Source organism: Sporomusa sp., assembly GCF_057736855.1.
Map to the genome: position 1 here is coordinate 1 of NZ_JBYKYF010000022.1, position 20,788 is coordinate 20,788.

18 protein-coding genes, 1 tRNA gene and 1 other annotated feature are annotated in these 20,788 nt (G+C 44.9%); all 19 genes read left to right on the forward strand.

Going from position 1 to position 20,788, the window contains the following annotated elements:
- The first annotated feature begins 504 nt into the window (after positions 1-504).
- The 19 genes from tuf (AC29Z1_RS02815) (at position 505) to rplD (ending at position 20,773) form a co-directional block, all read left to right on the forward strand.
- Entirely contained in the window at positions 505-1,707 is a 1,203-nt protein-coding gene (tuf, locus tag AC29Z1_RS02815) for an elongation factor Tu (protein ID WP_488269940.1), read from the forward strand.
- A 221-nt stretch (positions 1,708-1,928) separates the two neighbouring features.
- Positions 1,929-2,078 carry a 50S ribosomal protein L33 gene (gene rpmG, locus AC29Z1_RS02820; RefSeq protein ID WP_488269941.1) on the forward strand — a complete coding sequence of 50 codons (150 nt, stop codon included), beginning with the start codon at positions 1,929-1,931 and terminating at the stop codon, positions 2,076-2,078.
- 30 nt (positions 2,079-2,108) lie between these two features.
- Positions 2,109-2,184: transfer RNA gene (locus tag AC29Z1_RS02825), tRNA-Trp, on the forward strand.
- A 25-nt stretch (positions 2,185-2,209) separates the two neighbouring features.
- A complete protein-coding gene (gene secE / locus AC29Z1_RS02830; RefSeq protein ID WP_488269942.1) occupies positions 2,210-2,425 on the forward strand; it encodes a preprotein translocase subunit SecE in 216 nt (71 codons plus the stop codon).
- A gap of 37 nt (positions 2,426-2,462) precedes the next feature.
- Positions 2,463-3,005 (forward strand): transcription termination/antitermination protein NusG, encoded by a 543-nt coding sequence (gene nusG / locus AC29Z1_RS02835; RefSeq protein ID WP_488269943.1) that lies wholly within the window; start codon positions 2,463-2,465, stop codon positions 3,003-3,005.
- Positions 3,006-3,018: 13 nt separating this feature from the next.
- Positions 3,019-3,444: a 50S ribosomal protein L11 gene (gene rplK, locus AC29Z1_RS02840; RefSeq protein WP_488269944.1), complete on the forward strand. Its 426-nt coding sequence runs from the start codon at positions 3,019-3,021 to the stop codon at positions 3,442-3,444.
- A gap of 65 nt (positions 3,445-3,509) precedes the next feature.
- Complete coding sequence (rplA, locus tag AC29Z1_RS02845; RefSeq protein WP_488269945.1) at positions 3,510-4,214, forward strand: 50S ribosomal protein L1; 705 nt, start codon at positions 3,510-3,512, stop codon at positions 4,212-4,214.
- Between the two features lie 27 nt (positions 4,215-4,241).
- Positions 4,242-4,392, forward strand: a sequence feature (ribosomal protein L10 leader region).
- Between the two features lie 27 nt (positions 4,393-4,419).
- Positions 4,420-4,950: a 50S ribosomal protein L10 gene (rplJ, locus tag AC29Z1_RS02850; protein WP_488269946.1), complete on the forward strand. Its 531-nt coding sequence runs from the start codon at positions 4,420-4,422 to the stop codon at positions 4,948-4,950.
- Positions 4,951-5,013: 63 nt separating this feature from the next.
- Positions 5,014-5,394: a 50S ribosomal protein L7/L12 gene (gene rplL / locus AC29Z1_RS02855; RefSeq protein WP_488269947.1), complete on the forward strand. Its 381-nt coding sequence runs from the start codon at positions 5,014-5,016 to the stop codon at positions 5,392-5,394.
- 556 nt (positions 5,395-5,950) lie between these two features.
- Positions 5,951-9,757, forward strand: a complete 3,807-nt coding sequence (rpoB, locus tag AC29Z1_RS02860) for a DNA-directed RNA polymerase subunit beta (protein ID WP_488269948.1) — start codon at positions 5,951-5,953, stop codon at positions 9,755-9,757.
- 21 nt (positions 9,758-9,778) lie between these two features.
- Entirely contained in the window at positions 9,779-13,735 is a 3,957-nt protein-coding gene (gene rpoC, locus AC29Z1_RS02865) for a DNA-directed RNA polymerase subunit beta' (protein ID WP_488269949.1), read from the forward strand.
- A 517-nt stretch (positions 13,736-14,252) separates the two neighbouring features.
- Complete coding sequence (locus tag AC29Z1_RS02870; RefSeq protein ID WP_488269950.1) at positions 14,253-14,507, forward strand: ribosomal L7Ae/L30e/S12e/Gadd45 family protein; 255 nt, start codon at positions 14,253-14,255, stop codon at positions 14,505-14,507.
- Between the two features lie 107 nt (positions 14,508-14,614).
- Complete coding sequence (rpsL, locus tag AC29Z1_RS02875) at positions 14,615-14,998, forward strand: 30S ribosomal protein S12 (protein WP_488269951.1); 384 nt, start codon at positions 14,615-14,617, stop codon at positions 14,996-14,998.
- Between the two features lie 43 nt (positions 14,999-15,041).
- Positions 15,042-15,512, forward strand: coding sequence for a 30S ribosomal protein S7 (gene rpsG, locus AC29Z1_RS02880; RefSeq protein WP_488269952.1), 471 nt, complete (start codon positions 15,042-15,044; stop codon positions 15,510-15,512).
- A gap of 110 nt (positions 15,513-15,622) precedes the next feature.
- Positions 15,623-17,698 (forward strand): elongation factor G, encoded by a 2,076-nt coding sequence (gene fusA, locus AC29Z1_RS02885; protein ID WP_488269953.1) that lies wholly within the window; start codon positions 15,623-15,625, stop codon positions 17,696-17,698.
- Between the two features lie 54 nt (positions 17,699-17,752).
- Positions 17,753-18,955 carry an elongation factor Tu gene (tuf, locus tag AC29Z1_RS02890; RefSeq protein WP_488269940.1) on the forward strand — a complete coding sequence of 401 codons (1,203 nt, stop codon included), beginning with the start codon at positions 17,753-17,755 and terminating at the stop codon, positions 18,953-18,955.
- A gap of 156 nt (positions 18,956-19,111) precedes the next feature.
- Entirely contained in the window at positions 19,112-19,423 is a 312-nt protein-coding gene (gene rpsJ, locus AC29Z1_RS02895) for a 30S ribosomal protein S10 (protein ID WP_021168692.1), read from the forward strand.
- A 15-nt stretch (positions 19,424-19,438) separates the two neighbouring features.
- Positions 19,439-20,080: a 50S ribosomal protein L3 gene (gene rplC, locus AC29Z1_RS02900; protein WP_488269954.1), complete on the forward strand. Its 642-nt coding sequence runs from the start codon at positions 19,439-19,441 to the stop codon at positions 20,078-20,080.
- A gap of 66 nt (positions 20,081-20,146) precedes the next feature.
- Entirely contained in the window at positions 20,147-20,773 is a 627-nt protein-coding gene (gene rplD, locus AC29Z1_RS02905; protein ID WP_488269955.1) for a 50S ribosomal protein L4, read from the forward strand.
- The last annotated feature ends 15 nt before the right edge of the window (positions 20,774-20,788 follow it).

Consider the following 20,788-nt stretch of genomic DNA (forward strand, 5'->3'; position numbering starts at 1 on the left):
GAGCATTCGGTTCATACCCGAAGTGTCCGGGGTTCAAATCCCTGCGCCGCCACCACTTAATTAAACTTACAGTACTAACTGTAAGTTTTTTATTTTGGTATACAATATGGCAGGATTTTTATATATGGGATAGAATAACCATATATGTATCTGATGAACTGATATTAGGTAAGTCAAATGTAAGTCAAATCCGTGGGGCTCAGATGGAAAACTGCTTCCACCTGAACTGACGCTGCCTGTATAGAGGCAGCAGTTTTACACAGGCCTATGACGATGATTGACAGATTGGATGTTTTATAAGTAGACATGAACGACGCATCTAGAGAATATCTTTTTTTATTGGGCTTCATCTGGTTTCCGAGAAGCAAGAGATAAATCATACTACGTAAACTATGTATACTTCATAAGGTTTATGTTAATACATAAGATGAGAATATCTATTCCAAGTATATCCAAAGATAAAAAATTAATGCAAATCAGGATAACTGAGGGAGGTAATATTCAATGGCTAAGAAAAAGTTTGAAAGAACTAAACCCCACGTTAACATTGGTACCATCGGTCACGTTGACCATGGCAAAACCTCACTGACTGCCGCAATCACCCTGACTTTGTCAAAACAAGGCGGCGCAGAATTCATGGCTTATGATCAAATCGACAAAGCCCCAGAAGAAAGAGAACGCGGCATTACCATTAATACCGCACACGTTGAATATGAAACTGCAAATCGCCACTATGCACACGTTGACTGCCCGGGCCATGCTGACTATGTAAAGAACATGATTACCGGTGCAGCCCAAATGGACGGCGCTATCCTCGTTGTATCTGCAGCAGACGGCCCTATGCCGCAAACTCGTGAGCACATCCTGCTGTCCCGCCAAGTAGGCGTACCAGCTATGGTTGTATTCTTAAACAAAGCCGACCTGGTTGATGACGCTGAACTGATGGAACTGGTAGAAATGGAAGTTCGCGAACTGCTTTCCAACTATGAATTCCCTGGTGACGAAATTCCAGTAGTAAGTGGTTCTGCTGTAAAAGTTCTGAACTGCGGCTGCGCAAAACGCGAGTGCGAATGGTGCGGCAAAATCCTTGAACTTATGGACAAGGTTGACGAATATATCCCGACTCCGGAACGTGCAACTGACAAGCCTTTCCTGATGCCGGTAGAAGACGTGTTCACCATCACTGGCCGTGGTACTGTAGCTACCGGTCGTGTAGAACGCGGTGTAATCAAAGTAAGTGATACCGTCGAAATCGTTGGTATGAATGATAAACCTAAATCCACAGTAGTAACTGGCGTAGAAATGTTCCGTAAGCTGCTTGACCAAGCAGTGGCTGGCGACAACATTGGTGCCCTGCTGCGTGGTATCGAACGTAAAGAAGTTGAGCGCGGTCAAGTACTTGCTAAACCTGGCAGCATTAAGCCGCACACCAAATTCAAAGGCGAAGTATATGTACTGACCAAAGAAGAAGGCGGTCGTCATACTCCATTTTTCAATGGCTATCGTCCGCAGTTCTACTTCCGGACAACTGACGTAACTGGCGTTATTACTCTGCCAGAATCAGTAGAAATGGTAATGCCTGGCGACAACGTTCAAATGACAATCGAGCTTATTACTCCGATTGCTATTGAAGAAGGTCTGCGTTTCGCTATTCGCGAAGGTGGCCGTACAGTTGGCGCTGGTGTTGTAACCGCCATTATTGAGTAAGCGCTACTGTGCCGCTGAAGATACATTTGCATAAAAGGAAGATTCTGTGATATAATAGATAAGCGGGGGGAATTACCCCTGCTTTATTTTATTGACATACCCGAGCATGTGGACTATTGACACACTAATATAATTATGATACATTGTATTAGTGACATTAAGAGAGGTTTTGTCAAAATAGACTCAAAGCGCTATATTTACTGGTAAGAGAGGTGTACAGGATGCGCAACGCGGTAACATTGGCCTGCACAGAATGCAAGCAACGCAATTATCAGACCAATAAAAACAAGAAAAATGACCCGGATAGATTAGAGTTAAACAAGTATTGCAAATTCTGCAAAAAGCATACTCCACACAAAGAAACCAAGTAATCCTAATATAGTTGATTTGTTATTATGCGTAGGGGTGTAGCTCAATTGGTAGAGTAGCGGTCTCCAAAACCGTTGGTTGCGGGTTCGATTCCTGCCGCCCCTGCCAAAATGTATGCACAGGATGTGAGAGAATGGCCGCTCAGGAGACAGCTGTCCAGACGAATGCATCGCGCTGGAAGAAGTTTTTCCGGGAAGTAAAAGCTGAACTTAAAAAAGTTACATGGCCGGGCAGATCAGAACTTGTTTCCTTTACTGGGGTTGTGTTTGTAACGGTTGCTGTTGTTGCGGCTCTGATTTGGGTGGTTGACGCTGCTTTCGCTGAAATACTAAAGGTTATCATTATGTAAGCTAGGGGGTGGGGGGCTTAATACGCCCCTTAAGGCTATGGAATCCGAAAAACTCGAAAAGCATTGGTATGTTATCCATACATATTCCGGTTATGAAAACAAGGTTAAAACCAACTTGGAAAAGAAAGTTCATTCCATGGGAATGGAAAACGAAATCTTCCGCATACTTGTGCCAATGGAAGATGAAGTGGAAATTAAAGATGGTAAGAAAAAAATTGCCAAGAAAAAAGTTTTCCCCGGGTATGTGCTGGTAGAGATGGTGGTCACTGACCGTTCTTGGTATGTTGTCCGCAATACACCGGGAGTTACTGGGTTTGTCGGGTCAGGAACCAAGCCTATTCCTCTAAGCGAAGGTGAAGTCAAACATATTCTCAAGGCCATGGGAATGGAAGAACCTAAACCGAAAATTGATATTAAGCTTAATCAACTGGTTCGTATTACGTCAGGGGCTTTTGAAAATTGGACAGCCACTGTAGTGGAAATCAACCCTGAACGCGGCAAGCTTAAAGTTCTTGTCAATATGTTTGGGCGTGAAACGCCAGTAGAGCTTGATTTTACTCAGGTTGTGAAAGTAGATTAAGGAGGTGTAATAAATGGCTAAAAAGGTTGTAAAACTTGTGAAGCTGCAAGTTCCTGCCGGTAAGGCCACTCCGGCTCCTCCCGTAGGTCCGGCGCTCGGTCAAGCTGGTGTCAATATTATGGCATTTGTTAAGGAGTTCAATGAGAGAACCGCTCAACAAGCTGGTCTGATCATTCCAGTGGAAATTACGGTGTTTGAAGATAGATCATTTACTTTTATCACCAAAACACCACCTGCTGCGATTCTTCTTAAAAAAGCTGCCGGTATTGAAACCGCTTCTGGTGAACCTAACAAAAAGAAGGTTGCCAAAATTAAGCGCGAAAAGGTTCAAGAAATTGCGCAAACCAAAATGCAAGATCTTAACGCAGCCAGCATTGAAGCTGCAATGCGGATGATCGAAGGTACTGCCCGCAGTATGGGTATTGAAATCGTTGACTAGTTATAGTGGCGATTTCTGTGGGAGGACTCAGTGCTTCCGTTATTACCACAAAGGAGGAAATCGTTATGCCGAAACATGGTAAAAAATATGTGGAAGCTGCTAAACTGATTGATCGTAATAAGTTATACGATCCAGAAGAAGCGATAGAGCTTATTAAAAAAACTGCTACTGCTAAGTTTGATCAGACTGTAGAAGTTGCTGTAAAACTTGGTGTTGATCCTAAACATGCCGACCAACAGGTGCGCGGTGCGGTTGTACTTCCCTTTGGTACTGGTAAAACCAAACGTGTATTGGTGTTTGCTAAAGGTGAGAAAGCTAAAGAAGCTGAAGCCGCTGGCGCAGATTTTGTTGGCGCTGAAGATATGGTTGAAAAAATCCAGGGTGGCTGGACTGATTTTGATGTTGCAGTAGCCACGCCGGATATGATGGGATTAGTAGGTCGTCTTGGTAAAATTCTTGGACCGAAAGGTTTAATGCCTAATCCCAAAGTTGGTACTGTTACTCTTGATGTAGCTCGTGCCATTAATGAAATTAAAGCCGGTAAGATTGAATACCGTACCGATAAGGCTGGTAATATCCATGCTCCTATCGGCAAGGTGTCTTTCGATAACGAGAAACTACTTGCAAACTTCCACACCCTGATTGATACATTGATTAAGGTTAAACCTGCTGCCGCTAAAGGACAATATATGCGGAACATTTCCTTAAGCACAACGATGGGTCCTGGTGTTAAAGTTAACCCGCTCAAAGCTCCCGGCAAAAAAGAATAATATATAGTTAAATGCCTTAATAAGCATTGCTGAATAACTGTAAGGCTGTAGACAGTAGGTGCAAAAAAATGCTGAAAAAGCGTAAGCTTGCCTACCGAGGCCGGGGATTTGCAGCGTGTAATTGTTATGTTATAACGCAGCCTCCGGTGTTTACACCAGAGGCTGTTTTGATTTTGGGATACTTGATTAAGGAGGTGTAATAGTAATGGCTGTAACTCAAGAGAAAATACAAACAGTTGCTGATATTAAAGAAAAGCTCAGCAATACCAAAGGTGCCGTTCTTACTAACTATCGTGGTTTAACAGTAGCGCAAGATACTCAGCTTCGTCGCAAACTGCGTGAAGCTGGAGTAGAGTATCGGGTATTTAAAAATACCATGACTCGCATTGCTGCTAAAGAAGCTGGCATTGAAGGTCTTGACCCGTACCTTGAAGGCCCGACTGCAATTGCAATGTCCTATACTGATCCTGTAGCTCCGGCGAAAGTGATTTCCGAATTTGTAAAAGAAAATAAACTGCAAGTTTTGGAAATTAAAGCTGGTATCGTTGAAGGAAAAGTCATTGATGTCGATGGTGTTAAAGCGCTGTCCAATTTGCCACCACGCGAAGTTCTTATTGCAAAAGTTCTGGCTGGTTTCCAAGCTCCTATCGCTGGTTTTGTCAACGTACTTTCCGGTACTATGCGCAATCTGGTATATGTGCTTGAAGCTGTTCGCAAACAAAAAGAATCCGCGTAAGTCGTTAGTTTTATTTTCATATTAGAAACAAATTTTAATGAAAGTTTATGGAGGTATTTAAACATGACTAAAGAACAAATTATGGAAGCCATTGAGCAAATGACTGTGCTCGAACTGTCCGAACTGGTAAAAGCTCTTGAAGAAAAATTTGGTGTATCTGCTGCCGCTCCTGTCGCTGTGGCTGCTGCTCCTGCTGCTGGCGCTGCTGCTGGCGCTGCTGCCGCTGAAGAACAAACTGAGTTTGATGTAATTCTTACCAATCCTGGTGCTGGCAAAATCAACGTTATTAAAGTTGTTCGTGAAGTTACCGGCCTTGGCCTCAAAGAAGCTAAAGAGCTCGTTGACGGCGCTCCTAAGCCTGTAAAAGAAAAAATCTCCAAAGCCGACGCTGAAGCTCTCAAAGCTAAACTTGTTGAAGCTGGCGCAACTGTTGAAATTAAGTAAGATAGCTTGATCCAAGGGAGCACCTTTCTGGTGCTCCCTTTATTTTCTAACTACGTATTACTTTTAGAATAGGATAAAGGTAGTATTGACTTTGCCTCTGCCAAGTTTAGTACTAGCTGCTTTTTTATCTACGGCAAACATGGTTGTCAGGTAACCAACCAGCTACAAAATGAATGCGTTTGCAGGTAAGCGCTAACCGGGCTAATGCTTAAAGCGTTACATTTGCATATCAAAAATATACATAGCTGGGTAAAATTTCTTGACATTGTTAATAATATATGGTACCATTATATATCGCCGTATATATTTGTATTTCCTTATTTCTAACATAAGGACCGTATAAATTTTAAAATGGCAGGATATAGTAATATAATGGAGGATGAATCGCTTTTCATCAAAAAAGAAGCAAGGTCTTTAATGAAGATACGGAACCTTGCTTTGTTTTGTGTATATTTAATTATTCATTTGCTGGCTTAGTATTTGCGGAATGCTACTCAGATATGTATAGCGCTATCGCAATGTGTCAGTGTAAAATGGCTAAGGGGTGAAGGGGTTAATGTTTAATCCTGTTCCGGTGGGCAAAAGGTTCAGGTATAGTTACGCAAAAATTAATGAAGTGCTGGACATGCCCAACCTTATCGAAATTCAGAAGAATTCGTACAACTGGTTTCTTAAGGAAGGCTTACAGGAGATATTCCATGATATTTCTCCGATCCAGGACTTTACTGGCAACCTGGTTCTGTCTTTCGAAAACTTTTCACTAGGAGAACCGAAATACGATGTAGAAGAATGTAAAGAGCGGGATGTAACATATGCCGCTCCACTTCGCGTTAGCGTCCGCTTGTACAACAAAGAAACGCAGGAAATAAAAGAACAGGAAGTATTTATGGGCGACTTTCCGCTTATGACTGAAAACGGTACGTTTATAATTAACGGTGCCGAGCGGGTTATTGTCAGTCAGTTGGTTCGTTCGCCAGGTGTGTATTATAGTGAGACAATTGATACTACCGGTAAAAAACTATATAATGCCACAATTATTCCTAACCGCGGTGCATGGCTTGAACTGGAAACCGATGCTAACGATGTGGTGTCAGTTAGGGTTGACCGTACCCGGAAGTTGCCAGTAACTGTTCTAATCCGTGCGCTTGGGTATGTTTCTAATGGCGTAATATCAGAACTTTTTAATGATGATGTACGCATCAGGGCAACTTTGGAACGGGATAACACCGACTCCAGAGAAGAAGCACTTGTTGAAATTTATAAACGCCTCCGTCCAGGCGAACCCCCAACAGTGGAAAATGCCGCACAACTGCTGGAAACTCTGTTTTTTGATCCTAAACGGTATGATCTGGCAACTGTTGGACGCTATAAATTGGCGAAAAAATTAGGATGGCGTCGCCGCCTGCTGGGTAAAGTACTTGCTCAGCCGTTGGTTGATAAAGAAACAGGTGAAATTATCGTTGAAGAAGGTACCCTTCTGGAAGAAGAGGTACTTGACCGTATTGCAGCAGCTAAAATTTTTGACGGCCCCGGTCTGCAGGTAGCTTGGATCAAGCAAAAAGACGGTACGCCTGTCAAAATGCTCTTTAATTCTGTATTACCATATTCGCATCGAACCATTACCAAAGAAGATATTATTGCTTCTATCAGTTATCTTCTTAATCTAATGGAAGGTCATGGAACAATTGATGATATTGACCATTTAGGTAACCGCCGTCTACGCTCAGTGGGTGAATTGCTCCAAAACCAGTTCCGTATTGGGTTAGCCCGGATGGAACGGGTAGTTAAGGAGCGTATGACGATTCAAGATATTGATGTAATTACGCCACAGGCTCTGATTAACATTAGACCTGTTGTAGCAGCCATAAAAGAATTTTTCGGTTCCAGCCAGTTATCGCAATTTATGGATCAGACCAATCCACTGGCTGAACTTACTCATAAACGCCGCCTTAGCGCTCTGGGACCTGGTGGTCTCAGCCGCGAACGTGCTGGCTTTGAAGTACGCGACGTTCACCATTCACACTATGGTCGGATGTGTCCAATTGAGACCCCGGAAGGTCCAAACATTGGCCTTATCGGATCGCTGTCTACTTTTGCTCGAATTAACCAATTCGGCTTCATTGAAACCCCATATCGCAAAGTGAATAAGGCTGAACGCAGAGTAACCGACGAAGTAGTCTACTTAACGGCTGATGAAGAAGACGAAATGATTGTAGCTCAGGCCAATGAGCCATTGGATAAAGACGGTAGATTTAAAGAACCGCGTGTAACCTGTCGCTATCGTCATGAAACATTAGTCGTTCCCGCAGAAAAAGTTGACTACATGGACGTATCGCCGAAACAAGTAGTATCAATTGCTACTGCGATGATTCCGTTCTTGGAAAATGACGACGCCAACCGTGCGTTGATGGGTGCTAACATGCAACGACAAGCGGTACCGCTTCTCAGGACGCAAGCACCGCTTGTTGGTACTGGTATGGAATACAAAGCCGCTCGTGACTCCGGCGTCGTAGTGTTGGCTAAAAACTCCGGTGTGGTAGAACGAGTAACGGCAACAGAAATTCAGGTTCGTACAGAAACTGGCGAATTGGATACCTATAAATTGCTCAAATATAAGCGTTCCAACCAAGGAACTTGTATTAATCAAAAACCCATTGTATATAAAGGTGAACAAGTCGTTAAAGGGCAGGTACTGGCAGACGGTCCATCAACGGATAAAGGTGAACTGGCTCTGGGATATAACGTACTGGTTGCCTTTATGCCATGGGAAGGTTACAACTATGAGGATGCTATTCTCTTAAGCCAAGATTTGGTAAAAGAAGATATATTTACCTCCATCCACATCGAAGAATATGAATGTGATGCCCGGGATACCAAACTGGGCCCAGAGGAAATTACTCGCGACATCCCCAATGTCGCCGAAGATGTACTGAAAGATTTGGATGAACGCGGTATTATTCGTGTTGGGGCTGAAGTCCGCCCTGGCGACATCCTTGTCGGTAAGGTAACACCTAAAGGAGAAACTGAGCTTACTGCGGAAGAACGTCTCCTTAGGGCTATATTTGGGGAAAAGGCTCGCGAAGTGCGTGATACCTCACTCAGAGTACCGCACGGCGAGGCTGGTAAGATTGTTGACGTAAAAGTCTTTACCCGCGAGAATGGCGATGAGCTGCCTCCAGGTGTTAACCAATTAGTGCGTTGCTATATTGCCCAAAAGCGGAAGATTTCCGAAGGCGATAAGATGGCAGGCCGCCATGGTAACAAAGGGGTAGTCTCGCGGATTATGCCTAAAGAAGATATGCCGTTCCTGCCTGATGGTACACCAGTACAAATTGTGTTAAATCCGCTGGGCGTACCTTCACGTATGAACATTGGTCAGATACTTGAAACCCATCTGGGCTATGCTGCTGCCGCAATGGGCATGCAGGTGAAAATGGGTGATCCAACCTTAGTGGATCGATTGAAAAGTGTTGGTTATGACTTTGATAAGCATGGCTTGCCGAAACCGGATGTTGCCGGCATTCATTTGGCAACACCCGTATTTGACGGTGCAACAGAATCTGAGGTTATTAAAACCCTGCAGGCCGCTGGTCTTTCCGAAGACGGAAAAACCATACTATATGATGGCCGGACAGGTGAACCTTTTGATAATCATGTTACTGTCGGTTATGTATATATGCTTAAGTTAGCCCACTTGGTTGATGATAAGATCCATGCCCGATCTACTGGTCCATATTCACTTGTTACCCAGCAGCCGCTTGGTGGTAAAGCACAGTTTGGCGGACAGCGGTTTGGTGAGATGGAAGTTTGGGCATTGGAAGCTTATGGTGCTGCTTATACCCTACAGGAACTGCTTACTGTCAAGTCTGACGATGTGGTTGGCCGTGTCAAGACGTACGAAGCCATTGTAAAAGGCGAAAATGTACCTGAACCAGGCGTGCCTGAATCCTTCAAGGTACTTATCAAAGAACTCCAGAGCATTGGTCTTGACGTCAAGGTTCTTACGGAAGATGCTCAGGAAATTATGATTCGTGAGTCAGATGAAGACATCAATGAAACCGCAAAAGAATTGGAATTAAGCATTGGCGGAGATGCGTCGCAAGCCCCGTCTGAACGTAAAAAAACCGATTTAGAACCTGATGTAGTTGATGAACTTGAAGCCAATGACGATATCGAGCCATTGGAAGAGGAACTTGACATTATTGCTGAAGTTGCTGAAATGGATACTGATATCGGCAGGCATGCAGATGACGATGAATTTGATTTCCATATTAAAAAAAGTAAAGTAAAAAAGTTCAGGGAATCTAAAAAGTCTAATCCACTTGACTATATCGATGACATCATAGACGAGGATTTGGACTAGGTAGAAGGGAGCGATACCCCCTTGTTAGACGTAAATAACTTTGATTCGATGCGTATTGGCCTGGCATCACCGGAACAAATCCGCAAATGGTCACATGGCGAAGTCAAAAAACCCGAAACGATTAACTATCGAACTTTGAAACCAGAACGGGAAGGCCTGTTTTGTGAAAAAATCTTCGGGCCGACCCGGGACTGGGAATGTCATTGCGGTAAATATAAGCGGATTCGTTATAAAGGCATTATCTGCGATCGTTGCGGTGTTGAAGTTACCCGTTCCAAGGTTCGGCGTGATCGGATGGGACATATCGAACTAGCGGCACCTGTTTCACACATCTGGTATTTCAAGGGAATACCCAGCCGGATGGGACTTATTCTGGACATTTCCCCACGATCTTTGGAAAAAGTTTTATATTTCGCTTCCTATATCGTGCTTGATCCTGGCGATACGCCGCTTATGAAAAAACAATTACTTAATGAAAATGAGTACCGCGAACACCGGGAAAAGTACGGCAATTCATTCAAAGTCGGAATGGGCGCTGAAGCCATAAAAAAATTACTGGAAGAACTCGACTTAGAAAAAATGAGTCGCGAACTTCGCCAGGAATTAAAAGAAGTCAGTGGTCAACGTAAAGTCCGGGCCATTAGACGATTGGAAGTGGTTGAGGCTTTCCGGAAGTCTGGTAACAAACCGTCTTGGATGATCCTGGATGTTGTGCCAGTTATTCCACCTGAACTAAGACCTATGGTTCAGTTAGATGGTGGACGTTTTGCTACTTCAGACCTGAATGACTTATACCGCAGGGTAATTAACCGTAACAACCGGTTGAAACGCTTATTAGACTTAGGAGCCCCAGATATCATAGTACGCAACGAAAAGCGCATGCTGCAGGAAGCCGTTGATGCCCTGATTGATAATGGCAGACGCGGCCGTCCGGTTACCGGTCCTGGCAATCGCCCATTAAAATCCTTAAGCGATATGCTTAAAGGTAAACAAGGGCGTTTCCGCCAGAACCTGTTAGGTAAGCGTGTGGATTATTCAGGCCGTTCGGTTATCGTTGTTGGTCCTGAACTAAAACTTCACCAATGTGGCTTACCTAAGGAAATGGCGTTAGAATTGTTTAAGCCGTTTGTTATGAAAAAGCTGGTTAATGCCGGTCATGCTCATAATATTAAAAGTGCTAAACGGATGGTGGAAAGAGTACGCCCAGAAGTATGGGATGTACTGGAAGAGGTTATTAAAGAGCATCCGGTGCTGTTAAACCGTGCCCCGACACTCCACAGACTGGGTATTCAGGCGTTTGAGCCTGTCTTATCCGAAGGACGGGCAATAAAAATACATCCGCTGGTATGTACCGCATACAATGCCGACTTTGACGGTGACCAAATGGCCGTCCACGTACCGCTTTCGGCAGAAGCGCAGGCAGAAGCCCGTATGCTCATGCTTTCGGCCCATAATATTTTGTCAACTAAAGATGGCAGACCAGTAGCGACTCCTACTCAGGACATGGTATTAGGCGCGTATTATCTAACCATTGAAAAAGAACCTGAAGATGGAAAAATGAGAGCCTTTGCCAACATGAACGAAGCGCTGCTTGCTTACCATCATAAGGCATTAGGTCTGCATGAAAAGATCAAAGTACGTTTAGAAGGCTATGGTTTGGTTCATACCACGGTAGGCCGGCTGATTTTCAACGAAGTATTACCGCCTGAACTTAGACATTTTGAGAAAAAAGAGGATGGCTGGCATTTAGGCAAGCTAATGGATAAAAAGCAACTTGGCAGACTTGTTGCTGATTCCTATAACACGTTTGGCAACGCCAAAACGGCTGAAGTGCTGGATGCTGTTAAGCGTCTCGGTTTTTCCTTTGCTTGTCGTGCAGGTATCACCATCGCTATTTCAGATATAAAAATTCCGCCTGAAAAGAAAGACATATTAGCGGCTGCGGAAGAAAAAGTTAATACTATTGAAAAACAATATCGCCGTGGGTTAATCACCGATGAGGAACGGTATAAGAAAACGATCGATCTCTGGACCAAAGCTACTGAAGATGTTACAGCTGCATTGATGAATACCCTTGACCGCTTTAACCCGGTTTACATGATGGCTAACTCTGGTGCCCGCGGTAATATCCAGCAGATCCGTCAGTTAGCCGGTATGCGGGGTCTAATGGCCGATCCTTCGGGACGAATTATTGACCTGCCGATTAAGGCAAACTTCCGTGAGGGTCTGACAGTATTGGAGTACTTCATTTCTACTCATGGTGCGCGTAAAGGTTTGGCTGATACTGCGCTGCGGACAGCCGACTCGGGTTATCTTACCCGTCGTCTCGTCGATGTAGCCCAGGATGTTATTGTCCGGGAAGAGGACTGCGATGTTGTCGGCATTAATTTGGTACGGGAGCGGGCTAGCCTTGCAAAATCCAGTGTTAATGCCATTAATATGCTGAAAGATAGCCTGTGTGGCCGAGTACTGGCTCAAGACGTATTGGACCCGAAGACGGCTGAAGTACTATTGCCACAAGGAACCGTGCTTGATGAAAATAATCTACGTTTACTTGGTGAGAATGGCGTTCCCGAAATTGTGATTCAAGGACGTACCAGTGAGACCGAAGAAGATGTTGCTTCGGCAGCTAGTACTGAAACGATCGTACTGGGTACGCCGGAGGAAAAAATTCGGGCAGCGCTTAAAGAAGCTATGATTCGGGAAATGCTGGGTAAGAACACAACCGAAGCTGTTAAAACCAGCGAGGGAGTGGAACTGGTTCCAGCAGATACCCCGCTCACTGAAGAGCATATCGAGGCTATTTTGTCTAGCTCAGTCAAAGAAGTGAAAGTGCGCAACAATAATATCAGAGGTATCGAAGTAGAAGCCATTAAAGAAGGCTCAGTGATTATTGAATCGCTCAAAGACCGGATTGTTGGTCGGATAGCAGCCGAAGACATTGTTGATCCGGCCACTGGTGAGGTTATTGTTAAGATTAATGAGCTGATTACGGAAGATATAGCTGATAAAGTGGTTAAAGTACGGGAGAAAGTTTCTATCCGTTCTGTACTTACCTGCCGCTCGCGTTATGGCGTATGTATTAAATGTTATGGCCGCAACTTGGGCACAGGCCATCTGGTAGATGTCGGTGAGGCTGTGGGTATCATTGCCGCTCAGTCTATTGGTGAACCTGGTACCCAGCTTACGATGAGAACTTTCCATACCGGTGGTGTTGCTGGTGATGATATTACGCAAGGTTTGCCGAGGGTAGAAGAATTGTTTGAAGCTCGCAAACCGAAACGGCAAGCCATTATTACCGAGGTGGCTGGTCGGGTAGAAATAAAAGAAATTAAGGGTATGCGGAAAGTGACTGTATATCCCGCTGATGCATCGCTTGGAGAAGAACGCGTATACCAGATCCCTTATGGAGCGCGACTTATTGTCAGTGACGGACAGATGGTTGAACCAGGAGACCGTTTGACAGAAGGTGCCGTTAATCCGCATGATATTCTTCGGGTAAGCGGTCTTAAAGCCACGCAACGTTATCTGGTGTATGAAGTACAGAAAGTATACAAATCCCAGGGCGTTGAAATTAATGATAAACACATTGAAGTTATGGTTCGTCAAATGCTCCATAAAGTCAAGGTGGAAGAAGCTGGTGATACCGAACTTCTGCCTGGCGAATACATTGACATTAACACCTTTGAAGAGGAAAATGCCAAAGCGATTGAAGCTGGTGGCGAACCAGCCATTGCTAGACCTATTCTCCTTGGTATTACCAAGGCATCTTTGGCAACAGATTCATTCCTTTCAGCCGCATCGTTCCAGGAGACTACCCGAGTGCTTACCGAAGCTGCCATCAAAGGTAAGGTTGACCCATTACTCGGCCTGAAAGAGAACGTTATTATCGGTAAACTTGTTCCTGCTGGCACTGGCATGAGCCGTTACCGTAATGTTCATGTCAGAAAGCCACTACTGGAAACTGTTAGCGAATAATCTTTATAGCTAACATAATATACTTTTATAAAAAACTAACAAAAACTGGGAACGAATGACGTTCCCAGTTTTGTTAATACATCACAAATATTTTTTATTATATTATTGTTTTGTTTTGGCATAAGGGCAACCGAGTTTTGCGCTGGATAGCACGAGTGCTGACAGGTCACTAGGCATAGCTATTGGCCGCTTTACAGGACTAATTTAGCTCTTTTAGATAACCTGCAGCAGGTGTTGTAAAAAAAGAATGATTATGTGAGCAAGACGAGACCATAGAGAGGCAGGCTGAGATTACCACCAAGATAAAACACAACAAATGAATTCAGGTAAAAAAGTGTATAATCCCCAATTTTATGGGCATAAATAAGCCGCGGCAATTAGTTCCTGCGAAACACCCGGTTTAGTGGATTAAAATATCCGCAGAAAATCTAATACTTTATTGACATTTTGCATACGAAATGGTAATATGTTAGAGTGCCTTTGAAAACATCACTTATTTTCCAAAGGAGTTGGAATTGTGAGCAGTGAGGAATTAGAAAGTCTAAAGACTGCCAAGAAGGCCATTGGCGCTAAACAAACCCTACGGACTTTGGAAAAAGGTCTGGCTGCTAAGGTGTACATTGCTCATGATGCCGATCGCCGGGTGGTTGCGCCGCTACTGCAATTATGCGATGAAAAAGGGATTGAAATTAACGAAACTATGACTATGGCTGAGCTTGGTAAAGCCTGCGGCATTGATGTGGGTGCTGCGGCAGTAGCTCTTTTAAAATAGTTAGTCATTGGGACGGGTCGTCGTTAATAATTTTGCCTACTGCAGGTCAGATGGCGAAATTTTTAATAATAAATAACGAGATTGGGGAAGGAGGTGCGCTAAGTAACATGCCAACAATTAATCAGTTAGTGCGCAAAAGCCGGGAGCAAGTTGAGAAAAAATCCACCGCTCCTGCATTGAAAGAATGTCCGCAAAAACGTGGCGTATGCACGAGAGTATATACAACTACTCCGAAAAAACCGAACTCTGCTCTTCGTAAAGTTGCTCGTGTACGCTTGACTAACGGCATTGAAGTTACTGCCTACATCCAGGGTATCGGTCACAACCTGCAAGAACACTCGGTTGTATTGATTCGTGGTGGCAGGGTAAAAGATTTGCCAGGCGTACGTTATCACATTATTCGTGGTGCTCTTGATACCGCTGGTGTTGCCAAACGTATGCAAGGCCGTTCTAAATACGGAGCTAAGAAAGCGAGCGCTGCTAAGAAGTAGTTGATGAGAGAACTGCAGAGTTTTGGAAGAAGGAGGGATACTGATGCCAAGAAAAGGTCCTGTTCCCAAGCGGGATGTATTACCGGATCCGGTATATAACTCCAAGCTTGTTACAAGATTTATTAATAAAGTTATGTTGGATGGCAAAAAAGGTATTGCCGAAAACATTGTATATGATGCATTTGAAACCATTCGCGCTAAAACCGGTAAAGACCCGATGGAAGTATTCGATGCTGCACTTAAAAATGTAATGCCGGTTCTCGAAGTTCGTGCTCGCCGTGTAGGTGGTGCTAACTATCAGGTGCCTGTCGAAGTGCGTCCTGACCGGAGGTTGTCGCTGGGTATCCGCTGGTTGGTTGCTTATGCACGCAAACGCGGTGAAAAAACTATGCAAGAGCGTCTTGCTGCAGAGCTGATGGATGCTGCAAACAATACTGGTGCAGCTGTTAAGAAGCGTGAAGATACTCATAAAATGGCTGAAGCTAATAAGGCTTTCGCACATTACCGCTGGTAATAAATCAGAGTTGGGGTATGAATGTCGTTCGATTAAGGGGTTGCGTAAGCAACCCGCTCTTAAATCGACTGGTTGATTGCCTAGACTCATAATACTAAGGAGTGAAGATAGTGGCCCGAAAGTTTCCTCTTGAAAAGACGCGGAACATCGGTATCATGGCGCACATAGATGCTGGCAAGACCACTACTACTGAACGCATACTGTTTTATACCGGCAAAGTACACAAAATTGGTGAAGTGCATGATGGTGCCGCAACTATGGACTGGATGGTGCAAGAACAAGAAAGGGGTATAACCATTACCTCGGCGGCCACTACAGCTCAATGGAATGGGCACCGCATTAACATCATTGACACACCAGGACACGTGGACTTTACGGTTGAAGTAGAACGTTCGTTGAGGGTACTTGACGGCGCGGTTGCGGTTTTTTGCGCTAAAGGTGGCGTAGAACCTCAATCAGAAACGGTTTGGCGCCAAGCTGACAAATACGGGGTTCCTCGTATAGCATATGTAAATAAAATGGATATCACCGGCGCGGATTTTTACCGGGTTGTGGATATGATGAAAAGCCGTCTTGGTGCTAATGCAGTACCAGTTCAGCTGCCAATCGGTTTTGAAGATACCTTCAAAGGGTTTGTAGACCTTGTTCAAATGAAGGCCGTTATATACACCGATGATCTGGGAAAAGTAAGCGCAGCTACTGACATCCCTGAGGATATGCTTGAAAACGTCGAGCTTTATCGGCAAAATCTCTTGGATGCGGTTGCTGAAAGTGACGATGAACTGATGATGAAATACCTCGAAGGTGAAGATTTGACCGTTGAGGAAATTAAGTCAGCCATTCGTCGTGCCACCATTGCTTGTAAAATGACCCCTGTTCTTTGCGGTTCGTCTTACAAAAACAAAGGGGTACAACCTCTGTTGGATGCTGTAGTTGATTACTTGCCAGCCCCGACCGATATTCCGGCGATTCAGGGTGTTAACCCAGAAACTGGTGAACCAGATGAACGCAGACCTGATGATAGCTTGCCGTTCTCGGCGTTGGCCTTCAAAATCATGGCTGACCCATATGTTGGCAAATTAGCGTTCTTTAGAGTGTACTCTGGCCAGTTGTCTTCCGGTTCCTATGTGTATAACTCTACAAAAGGCAAACGGGAGCGTATTGGACGGATTCTTCAGATGCACGCTAACCACCGGGAAGAAATTGAAAACGTCTATACTGGTGATATCGCGGCTGCGGTAGGTCTTAAAGATACCACAACTGGTGATACCCTGTGTGATGATAAAAACCCGATTATCCTCGAGTCTATGGTCTTCCCTGAGCCAGTTATTTCGATCGCTGTTGAACCCAAAACCAAAGCTGACCAGGAAAAAATGGGTGTGGCACTTAGCCGTCTAGCTGAAGAAGATCCTACCTTTAGGATGCATACCGATCCAGAGACTGGACAGACCATTATTTCCGGTATGGGTGAACTGCATCTAGATATTATCATTGACCGGATGCTCAGAGAGTTTAAAGTTGGTTGCAACGTTGGTAAACCACAAGTTGCATATCGCGAGACTATTCGTAAAGCGGTTAAAGCAGAAGGCAAATTTGTTCGTCAGTCTGGCGGTCGTGGTCAATATGGTCATTGCTGGCTGGAAATCGAACCGCTTGAACCAGGCAAAGGCTTTATTTTCGAAAATAAAGTTGTTGGTGGTGCTATTCCTAAAGAGTACATCGGTCCAGTTGAAGCCGGTGTTAGAGAAGCTATGGAAAGCGGCGTATTGGCCGGATACCCGGTGGTTGACGTTAAAGTAACCGTATTCGATGGTTCATACCATGATGTTGACTCCTCAGAAATGGCCTTTAAGATTGCGGGCTCAATGGGCTTTAAAGCCGGTGCTGCAAAGGCCGATCCGGTACTCCTAGAACCTTATGCGAAAGTAGAAGTTATTGTACCGGAAGAATACATGGGTGACGTTATTGGTGACTTAAACTCTCGCCGCGGTCGCATTGAAGGCATGGAAGCCCGTGCAGGTGCCCAAGCCATCAAAGCCTATGTACCGCTTTCTGAAATGTTTGGTTATGCAACTGACCTTCGTTCCAAAACGCAAGGTCGTGGTAACTATTCTATGGAATTTGATCACTATGAAGAAGTGCCTAAAAATATTGCTGAAGCTATTTCAGCGAAAAATAAAGGTTAACCTGCTTACAGGCTTACCTAATACTTATTAGTAAAACTTAGGAGGTAACACTCAATGGCTAAGAAAAAGTTTGAAAGAACTAAACCCCACGTTAACATTGGTACCATCGGTCACGTTGACCATGGCAAAACCTCACTGACTGCCGCAATCACCCTGACTTTGTCAAAACAAGGCGGCGCAGAATTCATGGCTTATGATCAAATCGACAAAGCCCCAGAAGAAAGAGAACGCGGCATTACCATTAATACCGCACACGTTGAATATGAAACTGCAAATCGCCACTATGCACACGTTGACTGCCCGGGCCATGCTGACTATGTAAAGAACATGATTACCGGTGCAGCCCAAATGGACGGCGCTATCCTCGTTGTATCTGCAGCAGACGGCCCTATGCCGCAAACTCGTGAGCACATCCTGCTGTCCCGCCAAGTAGGCGTACCAGCTATGGTTGTATTCTTAAACAAAGCCGACCTGGTTGATGACGCTGAACTGATGGAACTGGTAGAAATGGAAGTTCGCGAACTGCTTTCCAACTATGAATTCCCTGGTGACGAAATTCCAGTAGTAAGTGGTTCTGCTGTAAAAGTTCTGAACTGCGGCTGCGCAAAACGCGAGTGCGAATGGTGCGGCAAAATCCTTGAACTTATGGACAAGGTTGACGAATATATCCCGACTCCGGAACGTGCAACTGACAAGCCTTTCCTGATGCCGGTAGAAGACGTGTTCACCATCACTGGCCGTGGTACTGTAGCTACCGGTCGTGTAGAACGCGGTGTAATCAAAGTAAGTGATACCGTCGAAATCGTTGGTATGAATGATAAACCTAAATCCACAGTAGTAACTGGCGTAGAAATGTTCCGTAAGCTGCTTGACCAAGCAGTGGCTGGCGACAACATTGGTGCCCTGCTGCGTGGTATCGAACGTAAAGAAGTTGAGCGCGGTCAAGTACTTGCTAAACCTGGCAGCATTAAGCCGCACACCAAATTCAAAGGCGAAGTATATGTACTGACCAAAGAAGAAGGCGGTCGTCATACTCCATTTTTCAATGGCTATCGTCCGCAGTTCTACTTCCGGACAACTGACGTAACTGGCGTTATTACTCTGCCAGAATCAGTAGAAATGGTAATGCCTGGCGACAACGTTCAAATGACAATCGAGCTTATTACTCCGATTGCTATTGAAGAAGGTCTGCGTTTCGCTATTCGCGAAGGTGGCCGTACAGTTGGCGCTGGTGTTGTAACCGCCATTATTGAGTAAGATTGAGGTTTTAATTCAATATCTGGCAAGGGCGGCATAGCCGCCTTTTGCTGGGATATTGACCGGCGATGACGTGGAAGGTGGCCCGCGCGCGCGGGGAAATTTCCACCGAGAATGTCCGTTCAGAGAAACTGGGCGATAAGGAGGAATAAATTAATGGCTAAACAGCAAAAAATTAGAATTCGCCTCAAGGCGTATGACCACAAGGCGCTTGACCAAAGTGCGGCCAAGATTGTCGAAACCGCGAAACGTACTGGCGCTATGGTTTCCGGCCCTATTCCGCTTCCTACAGAAAAAAATATCTTTACTATTTTGCGTTCACCCCATGTCAATAAAGATTCCCGCGAACAATTTGAGATGCGGACACATAAACGGCTTATTGACATCCTCGAGCCGACTCCCAAGACGGTAGATGCCTTAATGCGTCTCGACTTGCCGGCTGGTGTGGATATCGAAATCAAGCTGTAGGAGGAGGTGCGATACATGGTTAAAGGAATTTTAGGAAAAAAACTGGGTATGACTCAAATCTTTACGGCTGAGGGCACACTTGTTCCGGTTACGGTTATTGAAGCCGGTCCCAATGTCGTAGTTCAAAACAAAACCGTTGAAAATGATGGCTACAATGCAGTGCAGCTTGGGTTTGGCGCTGTCAAAGAAAAACATGTTAACAAACCAATGATGGGTCATTTTGCAAAAGCCAACGTCAAACCAGTAAAATTTATTCGTGAGCTGCGCCTGCCTGGAGCTTCTGAATATACAGTAGGTCAAGTTCTGAAAGTTGATATGTTCAACGAAGGAGAACTTATTGATGTAACCGGTACTGCTAAAGGCAAAGGCTTTGCCGGCGGCATTAAACGGCACAACTTTGCTCGTGGACCTATGGGTCATGGTTCCAAATCCCATCGTGAGCCTGGTACTATCGGTTCCAGAATGAGCGGTGGCGGCGGTAAAGTATTTAAGGGCAAGAAACTTCCTGGACGCATGGGCGGACACAAAGTAACCGTTCAGCGCCTGCAAATCGTTCGTGTGGATGCGGACCGTAACCTTCTGTTGGTTAAGGGTGCTGTTCCCGGACCTAAAGGCAGTTTCGTCATTGTTAGAAATACAGTAAAACCCGTTAAGTAATCGCAGCTTACGCCTTTGACAAATTACAGAGCATAGGCTCAGAGCATCGAAAGGAGGATGTGCTATATGCCGAAAGTGGCAGTATATGATATGACCGGCGCACAAACCGGTGAAATGGAACTGAACGATAATGTATTTGGCGTAGAAATAAATGAAGCCGTGGTTCATCAAGCAGTTGTTATGCAATTGGCTAGCCAGCGTCAAGGCACTCACGCGACTAAGACCAGAGCAATGGTACGCGGTGGCGGTAGAAAACCCTGGAAACAAAAAGGTACCGGCCGGGCACGGGCTGGCACCATTCGATCCCCATTATGGGTGGGTGGCGGTACAGTGTTTGGTCCGCAACCACGCAGCTACAAATTTAGCATGCCTAGAAAAGCCCGCCGTTTGGCGATAAAATCGGCACTGACAGCGAAAGTAAATGAAGGTGGCCTGCTGGTTCTTGAAAACATTAGCTTTGAAGCTCCAAAAACGAAAGAGGTAGTTAAGCTTCTTAGCAATTTCAACGCACAAGAAAGCAAAGCTCTCATCATTACCGCAGACAATGACGAAGTTGTTGCAAAATCGTCCCGCAACCTTCCTGGTGTAAAAGCCATTGGAACTATTGGCCTGAATGTCTACGACCTGCTTCACCATGACAAAGTGCTGGTAACCAAAGAAGCAGTCGCCAAGATCGAGGAGGTGCTGGCATAATGGCAAATCCACGCG

What these genes read in the sequence shown, in the direction of transcription:
- rpsG (WP_488269952.1), top strand. Translation starts at nt 15,042, where the DNA reads ATGCCAAGAAAAGGTCCTGTTCCCAAGCGGGATGTATTACCGGATCCG.
- rplJ (WP_488269946.1), top strand. Translation starts at nt 4,420, where the DNA reads ATGGCTGTAACTCAAGAGAAAATACAAACAGTTGCTGATATTAAAGAA.
- rplC (WP_488269954.1), top strand. Translation starts at nt 19,439, where the DNA reads ATGGTTAAAGGAATTTTAGGAAAAAAACTGGGTATGACTCAAATCTTT.
- rplK (WP_488269944.1), top strand. Translation starts at nt 3,019, where the DNA reads ATGGCTAAAAAGGTTGTAAAACTTGTGAAGCTGCAAGTTCCTGCCGGT.
- tuf (WP_488269940.1), top strand. Translation starts at nt 505, where the DNA reads ATGGCTAAGAAAAAGTTTGAAAGAACTAAACCCCACGTTAACATTGGT.
- tuf (WP_488269940.1), top strand. Translation starts at nt 17,753, where the DNA reads ATGGCTAAGAAAAAGTTTGAAAGAACTAAACCCCACGTTAACATTGGT.
- rplA (WP_488269945.1), top strand. Translation starts at nt 3,510, where the DNA reads ATGCCGAAACATGGTAAAAAATATGTGGAAGCTGCTAAACTGATTGAT.
- nusG (WP_488269943.1), top strand. Translation starts at nt 2,463, where the DNA reads ATGGAATCCGAAAAACTCGAAAAGCATTGGTATGTTATCCATACATAT.
- rpsL (WP_488269951.1), top strand. Translation starts at nt 14,615, where the DNA reads ATGCCAACAATTAATCAGTTAGTGCGCAAAAGCCGGGAGCAAGTTGAG.
- rpsJ (WP_021168692.1), top strand. Translation starts at nt 19,112, where the DNA reads ATGGCTAAACAGCAAAAAATTAGAATTCGCCTCAAGGCGTATGACCAC.
- secE (WP_488269942.1), top strand. Translation starts at nt 2,210, where the DNA reads ATGGCCGCTCAGGAGACAGCTGTCCAGACGAATGCATCGCGCTGGAAG.
- rplD (WP_488269955.1), top strand. Translation starts at nt 20,147, where the DNA reads ATGCCGAAAGTGGCAGTATATGATATGACCGGCGCACAAACCGGTGAA.
- rpmG (WP_488269941.1), top strand. Translation starts at nt 1,929, where the DNA reads ATGCGCAACGCGGTAACATTGGCCTGCACAGAATGCAAGCAACGCAAT.
- rplL (WP_488269947.1), top strand. Translation starts at nt 5,014, where the DNA reads ATGACTAAAGAACAAATTATGGAAGCCATTGAGCAAATGACTGTGCTC.
- rpoB (WP_488269948.1), top strand. Translation starts at nt 5,951, where the DNA reads ATGTTTAATCCTGTTCCGGTGGGCAAAAGGTTCAGGTATAGTTACGCA.